17 protein-coding genes, 1 pseudogene and 1 riboswitch are annotated in these 18,246 nt (G+C 38.4%); of the genes and pseudogenes, 15 read left to right on the top strand and 3 right to left on the bottom strand.

Annotation, left to right across the window (positions count from 1 at the left end):
* Window positions 1–87 precede the first annotated feature (87 nt).
* Window positions 88–193, top strand: a riboswitch (SAM riboswitch).
* 115 nt (window positions 194–308) lie between these two features.
* The 4 genes and pseudogenes from ACQKMH_RS22970 to ACQKMH_RS22985 all read left to right on the top strand — a co-directional run bounded on the left by ACQKMH_RS22970 (window position 309) and on the right by ACQKMH_RS22985 (window position 4,662).
* Entirely contained in the window at window positions 309–1,421 is a 1,113-nt protein-coding gene (locus tag ACQKMH_RS22970; RefSeq protein ID WP_427589685.1) for a sugar ABC transporter substrate-binding protein, read from the top strand.
* Window positions 1,422–1,476: 55 nt separating this feature from the next.
* Complete coding sequence (locus ACQKMH_RS22975) at window positions 1,477–2,979, top strand: sugar ABC transporter ATP-binding protein (protein WP_427589686.1); 1,503 nt, start codon at window positions 1,477–1,479, stop codon at window positions 2,977–2,979.
* 1 nt (window position 2,980) lies between these two features.
* Complete coding sequence (locus ACQKMH_RS22980; RefSeq protein WP_427589687.1) at window positions 2,981–3,985, top strand: ABC transporter permease; 1,005 nt, start codon at window positions 2,981–2,983, stop codon at window positions 3,983–3,985.
* Window positions 3,986–4,302: 317 nt separating this feature from the next.
* A pseudogene (locus ACQKMH_RS22985) lies at window positions 4,303–4,662 on the top strand (winged helix-turn-helix transcriptional regulator).
* 72 nt (window positions 4,663–4,734) lie between these two features.
* On the opposite strand, the gene ACQKMH_RS22990 reads toward ACQKMH_RS22985, so the two are convergent.
* Entirely contained in the window at window positions 4,735–5,265 is a 531-nt protein-coding gene (locus ACQKMH_RS22990) for an NAD(P)H-dependent oxidoreductase (protein ID WP_427589688.1), read from the bottom strand.
* 397 nt (window positions 5,266–5,662) lie between these two features.
* Between ACQKMH_RS22990 and ACQKMH_RS22995 the strand changes: the two genes are divergently transcribed.
* The 3 genes from ACQKMH_RS22995 (at window position 5,663) to ACQKMH_RS23005 (ending at window position 8,249) form a co-directional block, all read left to right on the top strand.
* Complete coding sequence (locus tag ACQKMH_RS22995) at window positions 5,663–6,160, top strand: DUF4362 domain-containing protein (protein ID WP_427589689.1); 498 nt, start codon at window positions 5,663–5,665, stop codon at window positions 6,158–6,160.
* A 91-nt stretch (window positions 6,161–6,251) separates the two neighbouring features.
* Window positions 6,252–7,235 carry a ketoacyl-ACP synthase III gene (locus ACQKMH_RS23000; RefSeq protein WP_427589690.1) on the top strand — a complete coding sequence of 328 codons (984 nt, stop codon included), beginning with the start codon at window positions 6,252–6,254 and terminating at the stop codon, window positions 7,233–7,235.
* Window positions 7,236–7,796: 561 nt separating this feature from the next.
* Window positions 7,797–8,249 (top strand): helix-turn-helix domain-containing protein, encoded by a 453-nt coding sequence (locus ACQKMH_RS23005; RefSeq protein WP_427589691.1) that lies wholly within the window; start codon window positions 7,797–7,799, stop codon window positions 8,247–8,249.
* A 112-nt stretch (window positions 8,250–8,361) separates the two neighbouring features.
* Here ACQKMH_RS23005 and ACQKMH_RS23010 read toward each other — a convergent pair whose 3' ends face one another.
* The gene (locus ACQKMH_RS23010; protein ID WP_427589692.1) at window positions 8,362–8,718 is read right to left on the bottom strand and encodes a hydrolase; all 357 of its coding nucleotides are present in this window, start codon (window positions 8,716–8,718) and stop codon (window positions 8,362–8,364) included.
* Between the two features lie 168 nt (window positions 8,719–8,886).
* On the opposite strand from ACQKMH_RS23010, the gene ACQKMH_RS23015 reads away from it, so the two are divergent.
* The 8 genes from ACQKMH_RS23015 to ACQKMH_RS23050 all read left to right on the top strand — a co-directional run bounded on the left by ACQKMH_RS23015 (window position 8,887) and on the right by ACQKMH_RS23050 (window position 17,559).
* Window positions 8,887–9,579 (top strand): hypothetical protein, encoded by a 693-nt coding sequence (locus ACQKMH_RS23015; protein WP_427589693.1) that lies wholly within the window; start codon window positions 8,887–8,889, stop codon window positions 9,577–9,579.
* A 198-nt stretch (window positions 9,580–9,777) separates the two neighbouring features.
* Window positions 9,778–11,013 carry a S1C family serine protease gene (locus tag ACQKMH_RS23020; RefSeq protein WP_427589694.1) on the top strand — a complete coding sequence of 412 codons (1,236 nt, stop codon included), beginning with the start codon at window positions 9,778–9,780 and terminating at the stop codon, window positions 11,011–11,013.
* A 556-nt stretch (window positions 11,014–11,569) separates the two neighbouring features.
* Window positions 11,570–11,884 (top strand): hypothetical protein, encoded by a 315-nt coding sequence (locus ACQKMH_RS23025; protein WP_179891008.1) that lies wholly within the window; start codon window positions 11,570–11,572, stop codon window positions 11,882–11,884.
* A 1,174-nt stretch (window positions 11,885–13,058) separates the two neighbouring features.
* Complete coding sequence (qoxA, locus tag ACQKMH_RS23030) at window positions 13,059–13,976, top strand: cytochrome aa3 quinol oxidase subunit II (RefSeq protein ID WP_427589695.1); 918 nt, start codon at window positions 13,059–13,061, stop codon at window positions 13,974–13,976.
* 75 nt (window positions 13,977–14,051) lie between these two features.
* Complete coding sequence (qoxB, locus tag ACQKMH_RS23035) at window positions 14,052–15,998, top strand: cytochrome aa3 quinol oxidase subunit I (RefSeq protein ID WP_427589696.1); 1,947 nt, start codon at window positions 14,052–14,054, stop codon at window positions 15,996–15,998.
* Entirely contained in the window at window positions 15,998–16,594 is a 597-nt protein-coding gene (qoxC, locus tag ACQKMH_RS23040) for a cytochrome aa3 quinol oxidase subunit III (RefSeq protein WP_427589697.1), read from the top strand. The genes qoxB and qoxC overlap by 1 nt, the downstream gene beginning before the upstream one ends.
* Window position 16,595: 1 nt before the next feature.
* A complete protein-coding gene (qoxD, locus tag ACQKMH_RS23045; RefSeq protein ID WP_427589698.1) occupies window positions 16,596–16,880 on the top strand; it encodes a cytochrome aa3 quinol oxidase subunit IV in 285 nt (94 codons plus the stop codon).
* 229 nt (window positions 16,881–17,109) lie between these two features.
* Window positions 17,110–17,559 carry a YfmQ family protein gene (locus ACQKMH_RS23050; protein WP_427589699.1) on the top strand — a complete coding sequence of 150 codons (450 nt, stop codon included), beginning with the start codon at window positions 17,110–17,112 and terminating at the stop codon, window positions 17,557–17,559.
* 450 nt (window positions 17,560–18,009) lie between these two features.
* On the opposite strand, the gene ACQKMH_RS23055 is transcribed toward ACQKMH_RS23050, so the two are convergent.
* On the bottom strand, window positions 18,010–18,144 hold the full coding sequence (locus tag ACQKMH_RS23055) for a BA3454 family stress response protein (protein WP_230160599.1): 135 nt from the start codon (window positions 18,142–18,144) through the stop codon (window positions 18,010–18,012).
* Between the last annotated feature and the right edge of the window lie 102 nt (window positions 18,145–18,246).

Below are 18,246 nucleotides of genomic sequence, written 5' to 3' on the forward strand. Positions count from 1 at the left end.
GAAACATTTCAAATATTCAAAAATCTATTGACTTTATGACTATATCCCGATAAAGTGATAATTACGAAAAACGTATTACAATATATTCTCTTATCAAGAGTGGCGGAGGGACTGGCCCTAAGATGCCCAGCAACCGTTCCATTAGGAATTGGTGCTAAATCCTGCAAAACAGAAATGTTTTGACAGATAAGAGAGGGACAAGTCTGCAAAACAGCTGATCAAACCTCTCTATACTAGAGAGGTTTTTATTTTAGGATTTACACCAACTTGATTGATGCGAATAATAAGAGATTTTAGGGGGGAACAAGATGAGAAGGTCTATTAAAGGGGTATTCGTTTCAGCCATCGCTTCGGCTTTGCTATTAACGGGGTGCTCAACAGGGCAGAGTTCTACAGAAGCGAAGAAAGAAGAAAAGGTATCATTTGAAAATGTACCGGAAAGATTTGCCGAAGGGGAAGGAGCCAAAATCAAAGTGATCCGTAAAATTGGCGGAGATGATCATACGGCTCAATACTTAGCCGGAGCGAAGGAAGAAGGAGAAGATTTAGGGTTTCAAGTGGATACATATACAGCCAATGGAGATACGGCTAAATTCCATGATGCCATCGCCCAGGCTTTGGAGGAAGATTATGACGGCTATATCATCTCCCATGGGGATGATGCAGCGACAGTGAATGACGTTCAAAAGTTGGTTGATGCAGGTAAAAGCGTTGTCACCTTCGATTCTATTAGTGATCTATCCAAAATAGACGGTGTGACATTAACCTCACAGGATGATGAGGCGCTGGCAACACTCGCTTTTGATAAATTGATAGAAGAACAGAAAGGTAAAGCTTCAATTGCCTATCTTTGGGTGGATGGTTTCCCTCCAATGGTAAGACGAAACGCAGTCTATCAGGAAAAATTAAAAGAAAATCCTGGGATTAAAGAAGTCGAAAGATTCGGAGTGGCATCAGCTGATACTTCCGTTCAGACACAGAATGCAGTAGCCGCAATGCTGAATAAATATCCTAAAGGAAAATTGGATGCAATATTTGCAACATGGGATGCCTTCGCTATTGGAGCGGCACGGGCTATTAAAGAAGCAGGCCGGGATGAAGTGAAGATATATGGAATTGATGTATCAAATGCAGATCTTCAGGAAATCCAATCAGCTGATAGCTCATGGTCCTACACGGCAGCAGTCGATCCCAAATTGATCGGTGCAGTGAATATGAGGTTATTGGCAAAAAAATTAGCGGGCGAAGAAACGCCGCAAACATATGACTTAAAGGCTTCACTAATTTCACAAAAGCAAATCCAAGCTTCAAAAGAAGCGGTAAACATGTCCAATCTATCTGGTATTGTCGATGGCTGGGGTGTATCAGCAGAATTTGAAGAGGATTGGATGAAAGTTTTGAAAGACCATTATAAAAAGTAAAAAGAGACACTCTCTTTCAGTAGAAGGGAGTGTCTGTTCAATAGGGGGGATGGACATGGGCACACAACTAGAAATGAAGAAGATCTCGATTGAGTTTCCTGGGGTAAAGGCGCTAAGTGAAGTTGATTTTTCTGCACAATCAGGGACAGCACATGCATTGGTCGGTGCAAACGGAGCAGGGAAATCGACGTTAATGAAAGTTTTATCAGGAGCTCATGTTCATTATTCAGGTGAAATTTTTTTAAATGGGATGAAGCAGGATATCCGTTCGCCAAAGGAGGCGCAGGAACAAGGCATTCAAATTGTGCATCAGGAAGTAGATACCGCACTGATCCCCTATTTAACGGTTGGGGAAAATGTAATGTTGAATGATATGGTCCAAAACATGGGCAAAAAACAGATGGTACATTGGAAAGAGCTGCACAACAAAGCCTCTTATATTCTTGATGATATGAAAATTCGTGTCTCTTCAAAAAAGCTGGTAAGAGACCTTACCTTGGCTGAAAAACAGATGGTCCTGATAGCGAGGGCCGTTTCGACAGAATGCAAATTCTTGATTCTCGATGAACCAACTGCTCCGTTAAGTCATACGGAGACGACAGAACTTTTTCGAATTGTAAATGAATTAAAGCAAAAAGGTGTGGGAATCATTTTCATTTCCCATCGTCTCCCTGAGATATTTGAAATCTGTGAGGAAATTACGATCATGAGAAATGGAGAGCGTGTCACTTGTCGAAAAATGGAGGAAATCACGCGAACCGAAGTGGTCGAGAGTATGCTCGGGAAAACCATGGATGAACAGTTCCCTGAAGTGAATTCTTCGATTGGACAGGTTGTACTGGAAGTGAAGGGATTGTCAGATGCAGCGAAAGTTAAAAATGTTAGCCTTCATCTAAAGGCAGGCGAGATAATCGGCTTGGCAGGGCTGGTCGGTGCTGGGAAAACGGAGCTGTGTAAAGCCCTTTTCGGTCATACTTCGATCACAGCGGGTGAAGTCGTCCTGAATGGCCGAAAACTTACTTTGAAATCGCCGCATCATGCAGTGAAAAGCGGACTGGCACTAGTACCGGAGGAACGCAGGAAAGAAGGAGTCCTTGTTCAGGAAACGGTTACGGCAAACTTGACTGCAGCCAGTATCGGCAAATTCTGCAAGACATTCAGCTTCGTGGATCGTAAGGCCGAAAAAGAAAAAGCGAAGGAACTGATTGCGAGCCTCGACATTAAAACTCCTTCAGGGGAAGTGAGAGTCGAAAACCTTTCAGGTGGTAACCAGCAAAAAGTTGCCATTGGGAAGTGGTTATTAGCCGATGCGGATGTATATATATTCGATGAACCCACAAAAGGGGTCGATGTTGGAGCTAAGAAGGATATATTCGAATTGATTGCACAGCTTGCGAGAAATGGGAAAGCCATCATATATGCATCATCCGAACTTTCCGAAATCATTGGCATCACCAATCGGACATATGTGTTATATGACGGGAGCACTGTCATTGAATTAGAAACGAGCAAAACCAGCGAAGAAGAACTACTATTCTATTCTACAGGAGGAAAATAGGATGAGCGTACCCATTCCTGTTACACAGACAGCGAAAGCAAAGAAAAAAGTGGACCTGTTCGACTTTTTCTATAAATACGGCACAATATTGACAATCATCATTTTGATTGGCATCTTTGCCCTGTCCAATCCGTCTTTCATTCAAACCAATAACCTGATTAACATCCTACGTTCCATATCAATCGTTACCATCATTGCGATCGGCATTACGATATCCTTAACGGTGGATGGCTTCGACCTTTCCGTCGGTTCTGTCGCATCATTGGCAAATGCTATCGTCATATCAATGTTCGTCTGGTTTTCACAGGATACATTGATTGCCATTTTATCTGCAATCGGTGCTTCAATTGTCGTAGGGGCCTTGAATTCATTCATGATCGTTAAATTGAGAATCCCCGATATGCTGATGACATTGGCTACTATGTTCATTATCCAGGGCATTGCCCTTACCTATACAAAAGGGGCGACGGTTTCGCAAAATATGGTCATGCCCGATGGAACGTTTGCTACTGGACTGATCAGTCCGCTTTTCGCAAAAATTGGGCAGGTACCATGGATCATATTGATCATGGCAGTCATTGTGATAGCGACCCATATCTTTTTGACTTATACGAAGCATGGTCGCTATATGTACATTATTGGGGGAAATAAGGAAGCGGCGAGACTTTCCGGGATATCGGTAAATAAATACAAAGTGCTTGCCTATCTGCTTTCAGCACTACTTGCGGCGATTGGGGGAATTGTCCTTGCTTCAAGGGTCATGACATCAGAAATCAATTCAGGATCCCCCTATTTAATGGACGCTGTTGCAGCAGCCTTCATTGGTTCCTCCGTTTTGGGAGCGGGAAAACCAAATGCCTTTGGAACCTTTGTTGGTGCAGTTCTTATCGGAATCCTTCAAAATGGGCTGATCATGATGTCTGTGCCCTATTATGCGATGGATATCGTCAAAGGTACAGTGCTGGCCCTTGCGCTCGCGGTAACTTATTACAAACAAAAACACTGAAATGATAGAAATCCTACAATTGTGAATTTTGAAGATTGATAAAAATCCTGTTGGATATGCAACAGGATTTTTCCTTTTTAAAAAGGGACGGGTTATGGATATGAATTTTCGCATCTTCATTATTTTACTAATAATAATGAACTCTTTTCACTTACGCTAAAATCGGGGCAGGAGATCCCTCAATGTTGAAGTATAAACAGTGACCACGATAGCAAAATTTTAAAGGGAACTTACTTAACCTTTTAATAAGATTGATAATGATCTATTGTAAAGTATGAACATTCATATCCTATACTTATCTAAGGAGAGTGTAACTTATGCGAGAAACCTGTGTTCCGACTGGCGTGAAACCAAATGATACTGGCTTTGGATATACGTTGTCCTTAATAGGCGGCAAATATAAAATGATCATTATATATTGGCTGTCTGAAAATAAGGTTATGCGGCATAATCAGCTGAAGCGAAGTATCGGTACCATTTCCTTTAAAACGCTAAGCATCATGTTAAAAGAGTAGGAGACCGACGGCCTTATCATACGCAAGGAATTTCCCCAAATACCTCCAAAAGTAGAATATTCATTATCTGAACGTGGTCGTTCTCTCATTCCATTGTTAAATATGATGTGCGAGTGGGGAGAGAAAAACAGTTTGCCAGCTCAGGAGACTATACGGCCGTAAGTGTAGATATTTTGATTAAATCAAAAGAAGTATTTCCTAAACAAGGAAATACTTCTTTAATGAAACTGCCTATTAAAGGTTGTCAACAAAATTCAAATAATCTTGTGCGCTTTTTTCCAATTCGCTTGCGGAAGGCTCATTTTCAGCCCCATAAAACGCAAAGAATGATCGATAATCTGCATTGCAGTATAGGAAGGTAGTTTCAAAGGGAGATAATAAATGTTCAAGTGTGTAGCGATATCTTCCCTCTTCACTATAATCCTCTTTGTTAATTCCAGCAGATACAGCTAAAGCAGCTTTGCGATTCTTTAATTTATCGCCTCCATTTGAACCATAAGCCCAACCATAAGTAAAAACATCGTCAAGCCATCTTTTTAGGAGAGGCGGACAATTAAACCAATAAAAAGGGAACTGTAAAACAAGATTACTATGCGATTCAATTAATTGCTGTTCTTTTTCCGCATTAATGTTTCCGTCAGGGTAAACCTTATTCAATTCGTGTACTGTATAATTTTCAGGATATTTCCTGAGTTCTTCCACCCATCGCTTATTTATGACGGACGTTTCTAGACTTGGGTGCGATACGATAACAAGCGTTTTCAAAGATTTCTCCTCCTTATGTATTATTTATCTTAAGTATAAAGTGCACACTGCAAGTATGTAAGTATGCACTTTTAGTATAGGTACTTACCTAATGGAGAGTGTTAATGCATATCATCATAAACGATTACATATTGGTTGGATTCTTGCCTTACTTTATTTAATCTATTGGGATATTTGATATATTATTTATTCGGAAAAAGAAATGACTATTAATTAACATGAATAGTTACCGTTACGTTAGGAAGTTAAAAGGGGTTTGGTAATACCGGTTTCTTAATGAACGAACGAGTGTTGAAGATTGGAGCTGTCTTTATGGCAGCTTTTCTTTTTGCACTTATTGCGGCAGTTGAGTATATCAAAAATGCTTGAAACTATGATGTCATATAGGTAAGAAAGGGTGTGGAATAATGAATTTATGAAAGGGATATTTTTAATTTTAATGATAGGTTATTCTAAATCGCAATCCGATAATGAAGGTGAACCTTTCAAAACAGCACAAACAGACATAGTAAGCAAGCACGATGGTATAGAGAACTTAACAAGGCTTAAAGATTTTATTCAAAATGTAAGTAAAGGGGAAGAGGATAAGGTACGGGTAGTTTCCTATACTAAAGAAGGAGACGCGATTATTAGTGATATGACATGTAATGCAGAAACACTGGAAGCGACGAGTGATACCACAAGAGACGAATATGGAGGTAATTCAATTAAAACACATCAGTGCAAAACTATCGAAGTGATTAAAAATGAGAACAACCAAGATGAGTATGTTTTAACAGGATGTTCTGGCTACGATATCCCTTACTATTTAGGAGCAGAATCTTCTTATATTATCAATTGCGATCGTTCTTTGTCGTTCAGCTCTTTTTCTTATGGGATTAAAGGGAACAGTTAGTTGCATAAGATTTTTTTTGCTTTATAATTAGTACCAGCTATTAATATCAAGTATAAAAATAATGCGATTCATTACACGAGGTGGTTATTCTATGTTTAAATCCAAAGCACGTATTACTGCGATAGGTTCGTATGTTCCAGAAAAAAGGTTAACAAATAAAGACTTAGAAAAAATGGTTGAAACCAATGATGAATGGATTGTTAAACGTACTGGTATTAAAGAACGAAGAATTGCACATGAAGAAGAGTTTACTAGTGATATAAGTTATAAAGCTGTAAAGGATTTAATGGAACGGTATGATAAATCTGTCGAAGATGTCGATATGATTATTGTCTGTACCTTTACACCTGATTTCAACACGCCAAGTGTAGCTTCTTTAGTTCAAGCAAAGCTAGGTATTAAGAATACTGGAGCTATTGATTTAAATGCTGCTTGTGCAGGATTTACCTATGGATTGCATGTAGCTAATGGATTAGTAACATCTGGTTTAAACAAGAAAATTCTTGTTATTGGAGCAGATACTTTATCTAAAATTATGGACTATGAAGATCGAGCCACTTGTATTTTATTTGGAGATGGTGGAGGAGCAGTTCTTGTAGAATACGATGAACAGCAACCAAGTTTCATTTCTTCACATTTATATTCGGAAGGAGAAGGCGGAAAAAATTTATATAGTACAAACCTATCGACACGTATAAATGGTGAAGACTTAAATAATAGTGGTAACCTTGTACAAAATGGACGTGAAGTTTATAAATGGGCTGTTACTACTGTTCCAAAAGGAATGCAAACTGTGATGGAAAATACTGATTTTCATTTGAATGATGTTGATTGGTTTGTTCCGCATAGTGCAAATTTAAGAATGATTGAGTCAATATGTGATAGAAGTGGTTTTCCAATAGAGCGTACATTAAATAGCTTAGTGGAGTTTGGAAATACTTCCTCAGCAACAATACCATTAGCTTTAGATAAAGGAGTAAGTGAAGGAAAACTCAGTAAGGGTGAGAAGATTTTATTATATGGTTTCGGTGGTGGTTTAGCTCAAGCTGGATTGCTTATCAATTGGACTCTATAACGCTTTTTTATTCAACTATGGCAGAGTTTATAGTATAATGCAAAAAAACTTTAGACAAATTATGAGGAAATGATTTCTTCTATAAAGAACCGTTTGCGCTATGCTTTGATTCTCAAATTTATACTCATGGAATCATACTGAAGAATGGCAAAGGCCAAAAGCAAAAAATGCTTCGTGAAATTAAACAAGCGGGGATTACACCGGTTTTAAAAAGTCTTGTCTATACAAGGCTTTTTTTAAATTAAAGTCAATTGGTTAATTCTTGATATATGTGTTAGTAAGATGGCTTATTGGATTAAAAACTTATATGATTAAGTAGCTGCTTACATGGCTGCTTTTTTTTTATATCCAAAGTCTCCGCCCCTTTTTTGATGACTGGCTGTAACTTCTTTTTTAGTTTTAACTTTCTACGGCGATTCCGGAAAATTAAACGGATACCCTTGTTATATCAAGGTTTTCCTCGGTGTCACCCAAAAGTTGCCTAGTAATGCGCTTATTACTATCTTTACTTTGCATAATTCATCTCACAATACTAGGAGTAGGAAAGGCGATGAACTCATAATGAATTTTAGCGAACGATTAAAAAAAGAACGAGAAAGAAGAAATTGGTCACAAACTGATCTTGCAGAAAAGATTCATGTGAGTCGCCAATCTGTGTCCAAATGGGAAACAGGAAAAAATTATCCAAGTATTGAAGTACTCATTAATTTAAGTGATTTATTTCATATTACGATAGATGAATTATTAAGGAGTGACGAGGAATTGAAAGAAAAAATAATACGAGAAAGTAAGCAGTTAGCATTTCCAAAAAGGAAACTATTTTTTGATTCCGTGTTATTACTAGGAGCATTTTTGTTAGTGTCTAAATTAATTATTTTTGGTCTTAACAAATTTGTTGGCACAGATATTACAATTTTAGAAAGTATGCCAGCTGTGTTGAATTTTTTACCATTGGCTTTGATGGTCATTGGTGGTATTGGTTCAGAATATTTGAAAGATAAATATGTAGATTGAAGGACTTTACCTACGAATATTTAAACATTTAATGGGATCTTTTTATTATTTCTATTTAGGAGTCTTATCATAAAAAAACAGAACCTTTGAATGTCAGGTTCTGTTCATATTTTTATTTGAATTTTTGCACTTCTTCATTACCCTCGAATTTGTTATCCTTCAATATGCCGATTTCTTCAATATGGTTTCGGGCCGTTTCATCGCCTAATTTATAAATGAGGGCATAAAGCTTTTTCATGGCTGCATCGTATTTATCATTTGCTCGGTCATGATGATAGAGAAGATATGGAACATGTGAACGGGCATATGCCTCCAAGTCATCTGTACGATGTTCCTCTAAGCATTGTTTTAATTCTGCGAGTTCCTCATCTGTTGCGTGTATGGTGAAGCTCGGGTTCTCTTCAAGTTTCTGTCCGAGTACGTCGCCGCTGACCAAATCGACATGATAGGTCTGTTTTTCCTGTATCATTCTGCACATCATCCTTTCATACGTTTATTATGCTGTACCACTATTTGTAAAAAGTTAATCATAAAAGTAAACATTTCCTTAATGAAATTGAGGTATCGGATTTCTAATAATGTGGTTTAATATTAGAATAATATGGAAGAGTGCTTTGGGAAAGTGAGGAGTGATATAGTGAAGAGATCAATCATGGTTATTTTTTTGGTGTTGATTACTTCAGGATGCGTAACAAGAAATTATGATTCCAATATGGATTTAGGGAAAAGTCAGTTGAATGAGGAAAATTATGTAGAAGCCCACGAGGCATTTGAATTAGCTTATAAAGAAGCAAAAACACCGGAATCAAGAGAGTTAATGGATCTTTCAGGTTTGCTGGCGAGTGGAATGAAGAAATACGACGAACAGGATTTTGATTCGGCCAAAAGAGATTTTGAAGAAGCAACCGCATATAAGGCAAAATACCAGGAAGGTAAACGGATGGTATTAAAGGCGGAGGAAATGAATCCGGTATCAGATTCTGCCACGATAGAAACAGCAAAGGGGAATGACCGAGCGGAGCAGGATGAGGAAGCAACTGAGGACGGATCCAAAGTAGAAGATAAGGCGGCAACGGGAACAAAAGGCAAAGGAAGCAAGGATTCGGTCAGTACATTAAGTAAATCTCAGGCCGAAAAGCTTGTGAAGGATTATGTGGACATGGGAAATTTCCCGAATTTGCATATCGAACATGATCATGATTCCGAAAAGGGAGATTATATTTTTCATGTTTTCGAGGTGGATGAACCTAGTCAGAAAAGTGGCCATAAAACCACTTGGGGCTGGTATGGCGTGAATAAGAAGACAAAAGAAGTTTATGAAGTCATGTAAGGATAAATGAATGATCGAGATGAAAAGGGGCCCTGTTAAGGTCTCTTTATTTTGTGAATAGGCGACAAACGGAGCAGGATTCGATGGAAAAACCTATTTTTTTTAAAAAAGTTGACTATTTCTTTATTTCTTAAGAATTTTTTAATATTTCCTGTTTATGATTGAAGCAAGTAAAGGACATTCACAGGAGGGATTAAGATGGAGAATTATAATGGTGATGAGCGAGTCAGGGTGAAGGAAGAACGGAAAAAGGGCAAATCTCTTTGGCTAACTAGCCTTGTTTCCGGAACAATTGCTTCCATGGTTACATCTTCTGTATTTGTATTTGGCGGGGACTTTATTGATCAAGGGAAAAACTCAGTGAATGAGTCAACCCAAACGGCAGGGGTAGAGCAAACGGAAAGTGTGGAAAAGAATAGAAGTGTCAATGCAGAAAAGTTATCGACAAGTTCGGATTCAAATGATAGGGCAGAGATGGTCGAATCAGCATCCAAATCAATTGTAGGGGTCGTGAATTTACAGGAGATGCAAAACCAGAACCCGTACCAGCAGCAAAGCACGGAGAGCGAAACGGTTGAGAGCGGCACTGGTTCAGGGGTCATTTATAAAAAAGCTAATGGGAAAGCCTATATCATTACGAACAATCATGTTATTGAAGGAGCTAAGGAAGTCGAAATTTCATTGTATGATGGCCAAAAAGCAACGGCAGCGGTTGTCGGCGCGGATGCTTTGACGGATTTAGCGGTTTTGACAATTGATGCCTCGAAAGCACCGGAGGGAATTAAATTCGGTAATTCTGATAGCATGCGTCCAGGTGAAGAAGTATTGGCCATTGGTAACCCTCTTGGACTTGATTTTTCACGTTCTGTTACTCAAGGGATCGTCAGTGCGACCGGGCGCTCCATTTCAGTCGATACCTCGGACGGGGAGTGGGAACTTGATGTCCTTCAAACGGATGCAGCGATCAACCCTGGCAATAGCGGCGGTGCTTTGATCAACACCGCTGGGGAAGTGATCGGCATAAACAGCTTGAAGATTTCCGAAAACGGTGTGGAAGGCTTAGGGTTTGCCATACCAAGCAATGATGTGATTCCGATTGTTACGGAGCTGATTGAAAATGGAAAAATCACGCGTCCATATTTAGGAGTCAGCTTGGCCAGTATGGAAGAACTGCCGCAATATTACATTCAAAATGTTCCTGAAGCCGTAAAGTCCGGTGTAATGGTGACGAGTATAGAAGCGGGATCGGCTGCGGCGAATGGAGGGCTTAAGCAACAGGATATCATCGTTGAAATTGATGGAACGAAAATAAATACAGCCGCTGCATTAAGGAAGTACTTATATACAGATAAGAAAATCGGCGATAAAGTAAAGGTTAAAGTATATCGGGGTACTGAAGAGAAAACGGTAACGTTAACCTTGCAAAAACCATAGTAAGAGGTATGGCCCCTGATTTTTCATCAGGGGCCTCAGTTTGTAGACAAAAGGGGTTCGGAATAAAAAATTCCGAACCCCTTTTTCCTTTGAATTTTAGGCGATTTTGGAACTTACCATGTCCATTTTGCCGTCTTCTTTAAATTAAAGGCAGCGAAAGTAAGCATCGCCTGCATCGACAATCTTTAAGTGCCCTTAAAGTAATCCAACATATACCATACTTGTAACAATAAAGATTTAGGCTAAAAGTTTTTATCTAAAAGTTAAAACAAAGTTGATTGGAGCGGGTGTGCGAGACTCCTGCGGGGAAAGCGAGTGCCTGGAGTCGTTCGAATTGTATAAACCCCTATTTAATAGTATACAAAAGGTTAATATCGGAAAAAATAGATAGTGCATTTACACTGTTTTGTAGATTTTTTAATATAGTCTTTAATACCTAAAAGTTAATAGTAGCGTGTTTTATTTGTCAAGTTTTTCATAGTGAATATGTTAAAATATAGAAAAGATTTGACAAATTTGTGAAATGTCATAAAATAGAAAGAAAGGGGATGAAATTATGGAAGCTAATCAGAAGATGTTAGATGCAGTGAAATGGGTATCGGGCACAGGCTGTGTAATCGGAATTATTATTTTTGCTTTAAGTTTCTTTGTAAGCGATTACAATAAAGATTATATATTTACCGCCGTTGGAATCGCCATCACACTAAGCGCAGCTGCAATTTTTCTAGTTGGTATATTTTTTGTCCTGACAGAAGAAATGGTAATGAAAACACATAAAGGTGAAAGAATTGTACCGGAAACGACTAAAATCATAAAAATGAAGTCAAAGGCTAACACTCAAACAAAAAGAAGTACAGAATTCAGTAACTAAAACGAGGAATATAGCATAATGAACTTGCATTCTATCATCAGATTTACTAACATGGATGAACGCCTGTCTAAAGAAATTGAGTCAAAGTGATCCGAATGATTGAATGCGCTTTCATTTTGTGGAGGACTTGGATTAATTATTAGTTGGCAACTTTTTCATTCAATACAATATACTGCACTCGTCATGTACCAAAAAAATATTTCAAGTAACCCTTTGTATTTGAAATACATACGATGTGCTTGGACATTCAAACCAAACTGCCTGAACGCCAGGAAGTTTTCACTTTGCATTTTGAACTATATCCACGAGAAAAGGACACTTTTAAAAAGTCCTTTTTTTGTGGTTTTTTTATGCACTTTTCTTTGAAGATACAAAAGGGATGTCGTTGATTTTGAGTAGTGAGTTTCCAAAAGCGGAGTTTTTTGAACCACCAAATGTATTTTTTTGTAAAATGGTTTTTGTCCTGTCCTACTGATATTGATTGATAAACAACTTGACTAGATGTAACTAGTTTGACTGACCTCTGAATTACTTCCCCCAAGACTACTGCTAAACGGCTGTTTAGGAATACTGACAGGGCAATAAGTATTGCGAGGAGAATAAAGCCAATTACATTTCACACTCGTTATTTCCTTATATATATATAATATTGACCAGTGTTGGACCATAAGGGTATTGAAGCATGGAAACAACATCTTGTATAATGCGGCTACCATTTACCAACTTCCATGGCCGAGTGAAAAAAATCCGCTATAAATCATGTTTTCCAACGATAGATACCTAATTAACAGGATAGGTAATATAATTCATAATCTTTATAAGTCTTAAGGCAATAAACGCGGTGAATAAAATGTGGAAATTTCATTTCATTATATTAGAATAATATTAAACGGAAAGTGACCGAACTGTCAGCAATCCTGTACTAATAAGTGAATTTTCCATAGGTAATTTATTAAACAATTATTATATTTCATTTGCTGAAGATTTTCGAACATTTCTGTTCATTTACCATCTTCTTACTGCTCTTTATTGAACTTTATGTGACAGATGTCACTTTATATTGTCTTTTTTTACACTTGGGATTAATATTGGTATGTCGGGTTTGTGAACATGGTAACACTTTATCCGAATAATTACCAATTGGAATTTTATTATGTAAGAAAGGGGTAGTACTATGAAAATAAAGTGGGCTCTATTAACTATACTTTTTACAATTGCCACTGTGCTAACCGGTTGCGATAACCCATTAATGGTCTTGGACCCTAAAGGGCCAGTAGCTGCAACACAAGCAGATGTTATTATGATTTCGATATGGACAATGGCCTTTGTCGTCCTTGTCGTTATGGTACTGTATATCTTCATGATAATGAAATATCGTGCTTCCAAACAGCGTGATGATTATGAACCACCTCATATTGAAGGAAGTAAGGTTCTTGAAATAATTTGGGTTGCGATCCCAATTTTGATCGTCGCTTTCCTATCCGTTGTTACTGTTAAAACAACAAATGAAGTTGAGGCAACACCTAAAGGGTACGGAGATCAAGAACCTTTAGTCATTTACGCTTCATCTTCCAACTGGAAGTGGCATTTTAGTTATCCGGAAGAAGATATCGAAACGGTCAACTATCTGTTTATACCGACTAACCGACCAATCGAATTTAAACTTTACTCATTCGGTCCAATCTCAAGTTTCTGGATTCCACAACTTGGAGGACAAAAATACGCGATGTCGGACATGGTTAATACGTTGCACTTAGCAGCTGATGTACCAGGTGAGTATATGGGTCGAAATTCAAACTTCAGTGGTTCAGGTTTTGCTCAGCAAACGTTCAACGTTAATGCATTGTCAGCAAAAGATTACGATAAGTGGGTAGATGAAATTAAAGCTACTGCTAAACCGATTACTGAGGAAAAATTCAATGAATTATTAAAACCTGGTCATGTGGGACAATCCACTTACACTGGAACTCACTTAGAGTTTTCACCAGCTCCTGAAGGGGAAAATGCTGGTCATGACCACGGATCTTCTGATACTGAAGAAAATGATTCCAAGGATTCACACGAGGAACATTCAGAACACAGCAATCATTAAGGGTTTAACTCACGTTCTATTAAACTACTAGTTTTACACGATAAGGAATATTTTCCTGAAAGGAGTCACAAAAGTATGGATTACTTTGATCGATTTGCCGTACCTCACCCAAGTCCTGCAATTTATGCGTCCATGGTTGCTATTGGTTTAACCATGATTGCGGTTGTTGCCGGAATTACCTATTTTAAAAAATGGGGTTACTTATGGCGTGAGTGGTTAACAACGGTTGACCATAAACGTATTGGTATCATGTACATCTTGGCAGCACTGCTTATGCTTTTCCGCGGTGGCGTCGATGCTCTTATGATGCGTGCCCAAACGGCTATTCCAGATAACGGTCTTTTGGATGGACAGCATTATAATGAGGTATTTACAACACACGGGGTCGTCATGATCCTGTTCATGGCTATGCCATTTATCATTGGGTTAATGAACATTGTTACACCATTACAAATTGGAGCGCGTGACGTAGCATTCCCACGTCTGAACGCAGTAAGCTTCTGGTTATTCTTCATGGGGGCAATGCTATTTAACATCTCTTTCGTAGTCGGTGGTTCTCCTGATGCAGGTTGGACATCTTACTTCCCGCTTGCAAGTAACGATTTCAGTGAATCAGTCGGTTCGAACTATTACGCGATTTCACTTCAAATCGCTGGTATTGGTACATTAATGACTGGTATCAACTTTATCGTAACTATCTTGAAAATGAGAGCACCTGGCCTGAACTTAATGAAAATGCCAATGTTCACATGGTCTATCTTGATTACAAACTTCATTATCGTTTTCGCTTTCCCTGTATTGACAGTGGCACTTGCGTTGATGACAATGGATCGTCTATTCGGAACTCAATTCTTTACGATGGCCAATGGCGGTAGCGATATGCTTTGGGCAAACTTGTTCTGGGTTTGGGGACATCCTGAAGTTTATATAGTTATTCTTCCAGCTTTCGGTATTTACAGTGAAATCATTTCGACATTTGCACGTCGTAACCTGTACGGGTATAATTCGATGGTTATCTCCATGGTAGCTATTTCTACACTATCTTTCATTGTATGGGCTCACCATTTCTATACAATGGGTCACGGTGCAATGGTTAACGGTATCTTCTCCATCACAACGATGGCAATTGCCGTACCGACCGGTGTTAAGATCTTCAACTGGTTGTTCACACTTTGGAAAGGTAAAATCGTGTTTACCGTTCCAATGCTATACTCTTTAGCTTTCATTCCGATTTTCACGCTCGGTGGGGTAACAGGGGTTATGCTTGCCATGGCAAGTGCTGACTACCAATACCATAATACAATGTTCTTAGTAGCTCACTTCCATTACGTATTGATTCCAGGTACTGTATTTGCCGTACTTGCCGGTTTTACGTACTGGTGGCCAAAAATGTTCGGTTTCATGTTGAGCGAAAAAATTGGAAAATGGTCGTTCTGGTTCATTATAGTCGGCTTTAATGTAACATTCTTCCCGATGTTCATCACTGGTTTAGATGGGCAGGCACGTCGTATGTATACGTACTCTGAATCAACAGGATATGGTCCATTGAATATGCTCTCTTTCGTTGGAGCGATTGGTTTAGCAATAGGTTTTGCACTTATTGTGTACAATATCTATTGGAGTACTCGTTATGCATCAAGAAATATCTCAAACGATCCATGGGATGCACGTTCTCTAGAGTGGGCTACACATACACCAATCCCTGAATATAACTTTGCAATTGTGCCAACAGTTGATTCTACAGAAGCATTCTGGGATTCAAAGAAAAAAGGCTTTAAATTATTTGGCGGTAAAGTAGAAAAGATTCATATGCCAAATAACAGTGGCGTGCCGTTTATCATGAGCTGTATCTTCTTCGTTTGGGGCTTTGCATTGGTATTCAGCATGTGGATCATTGCAATCATTGCAACGATCGGTATCTTTGCTTGTATGATTCACCGTTCATTCGAAAAAGATCACGGACGTTATATCTCTGTTGAAGAGATCGAAGAAACTGAAAATAAATTGCGAGGTGCTAAGTAATGAAAATAGATAACTCGCTGCCACTAGAATATAGCACGGAAGAAAATCGCTTAAAGATTTTTGGATTCTGGATTTTCCTGGGAGCAGAAATAGCTCTTTTCGCTACACTGTTCGCCACTTATTTTGTCTTAGTTGGTGGTACTGGAAATGGTCCAACAGGGGAACATCTTTTTAAAGTCCCAACACTAATGTTTCAAACAATCTTTCTTTTAACTAGTAGTTTTACCATAGGTCTTGGAATCAATGCAATGAGACTTGGCAGGCAGAAAGCAACGATTGGTTTCTTCATTATCACCCTTATTCTTGGTTTAGGCTTCTTAGGAGTCGAAATTTATGAGTTCGTGGAGTATGTACATGAAGGAGCAACGATTCAAACAAGTGCTTTCTTATCTAGTTTGTTCACACTACTAGGTACGCATGGAGCTCACGTTACACTTGGTTTATTCTGGGGAACTTTCATCGTCGTGCAGATTAAAAAACGCGGTATGACTCCACAGACAACAAACAAGGCTTTCATCTTTTCACTTTACTGGCATTTCTTGGACGTTGTCTGGATTTTCATCTTCAGTTTCGTCTACCTGAAAGGAATGATGTAATATGAAAGAATTATTCCCACGGGGCCAAGTTATGGGATTTGCTTTTTCGCTAGTTCTGACTTTGGTCGCACTATCAGTTATTGTGTTTGATCTCTCACTTAAAATGGCTGTGATCGTCCTGCTTGTGACGGCCTTCATGCAAGCAGCACTTCAATTTGTTATGTTCATGCATGCAGGAGAGTCTGAAGATAAAGCATCGATTTACACAAACGTTTATTATGGATTATTTGTTGCATTAGTTACTATTTTCGGTACAATGCTAACAATGATTTGGGGATATCAATAAGCAATTCCAAAAAAACTGGTCGTCATCATGACGTCCAGTTTTTTTGCTTTTAAATGCAGTGGTTGGGGTATATATTTTTCTAATGCGCTGCATGAAAATTGGATTATTTCGGGGTTCACGAAAAGCGAAACGTTAATAGAACGGTCACATCTTCTATGAAAATCCACCCGCCCCTTTGTTATAATTAGTTATATACAATAAATTTAGAACATAGCGGAGATGATGAAATATGACATTGCCTGTTTTGATTTTAACAATTATCTTAAGTTTGGTTAAAATATTGGTTTCCTGTCTCCCGACCGATACAGTGAATTGGATCCTGAGCAAATTTAAACTGCATTCTGAACTTAGCGAAGCCAACTCTATCGTAACCTTTAACGGAAAACGCTTGGAAAATGAAAAAAAACTCCAAGTCATAAATTATTTTAATGAAGCTAAATTTTTAAAGAAAAATCACATATTCCCGGGTAACGAGCAATTGTTTTTACATCCAGAGAACAGTGGGACTCCATTAGTCATTGATACTAAAAGCGGCAAAAAGGATGTTAGGTTATTTGTGTACATTTACAACGATCACGTTGATGTAGTCAAGCAGTACAAGAAGAAATTAATTTCTTATAGCCTGCTTTCCGATAGCCTTCAAGAACGTTCCATGCCATTAATAAGAAATTTAGTATAGAAATAATTAATGAAGCCGGTCCTTAAAATGATCGTTCAGACTGTAGATATACTCGATGAAAATCGAGCTTGTCTACAGTTTTTTTTGAGGGTATGTAATCATTAGATTACCACTCCAGGCACTCGCTTTTCGTGGGCGGTCCGCTCTCGGCTCCTTTACGATTGTGGGGTCTCCATTGGACGCGCTTTTCCCGCAGGAGTCTCGCACACCCGTTCCAATCAACTTTGTTTTAACCGTTAGATAGGACTCCTTTTGTCAACAAACCTGACGGTCCTTAAAAAGACCGTCTTTTTTATAAGTCTTTATTGTGTAATTCTAAATTACTTGTTATTCAGATTGAAGGAAAAAACAATTGCTTTTAAGTGGGAGGGAATTTCTATAAAGGGGATCCTTTAATAGTGCATCAAAAAGGTAATAAAAAAGCAGGTATCTATTACGATGCCTGCTTTTTTATGCTTTCCATTGTTTTTCTACTTGATGAAGGGCTAGTTGTAAAATTTCTTCTTGATTTGTACCCGGTTTAGTAAGGACGTTAGTTTGATAAGATTTTCCTTGGAAATCAACTGTTACTGTAACTTTTACCATTTTGCATCTTTCCTTTCTAAATTAAATGAGGTGGTTGTACCTACTTCTTTTATACCCGTGGCAGAGGATTTTTCAAACATTCCAAAAGCAACAAAATTGGAA

Origin of the sequence: Peribacillus sp. NPDC097895, assembly GCF_050277555.1 — a bacterium.
In the GTDB taxonomy this organism is placed as follows: domain Bacteria; phylum Bacillota; class Bacilli; order Bacillales; family DSM-1321; genus Peribacillus.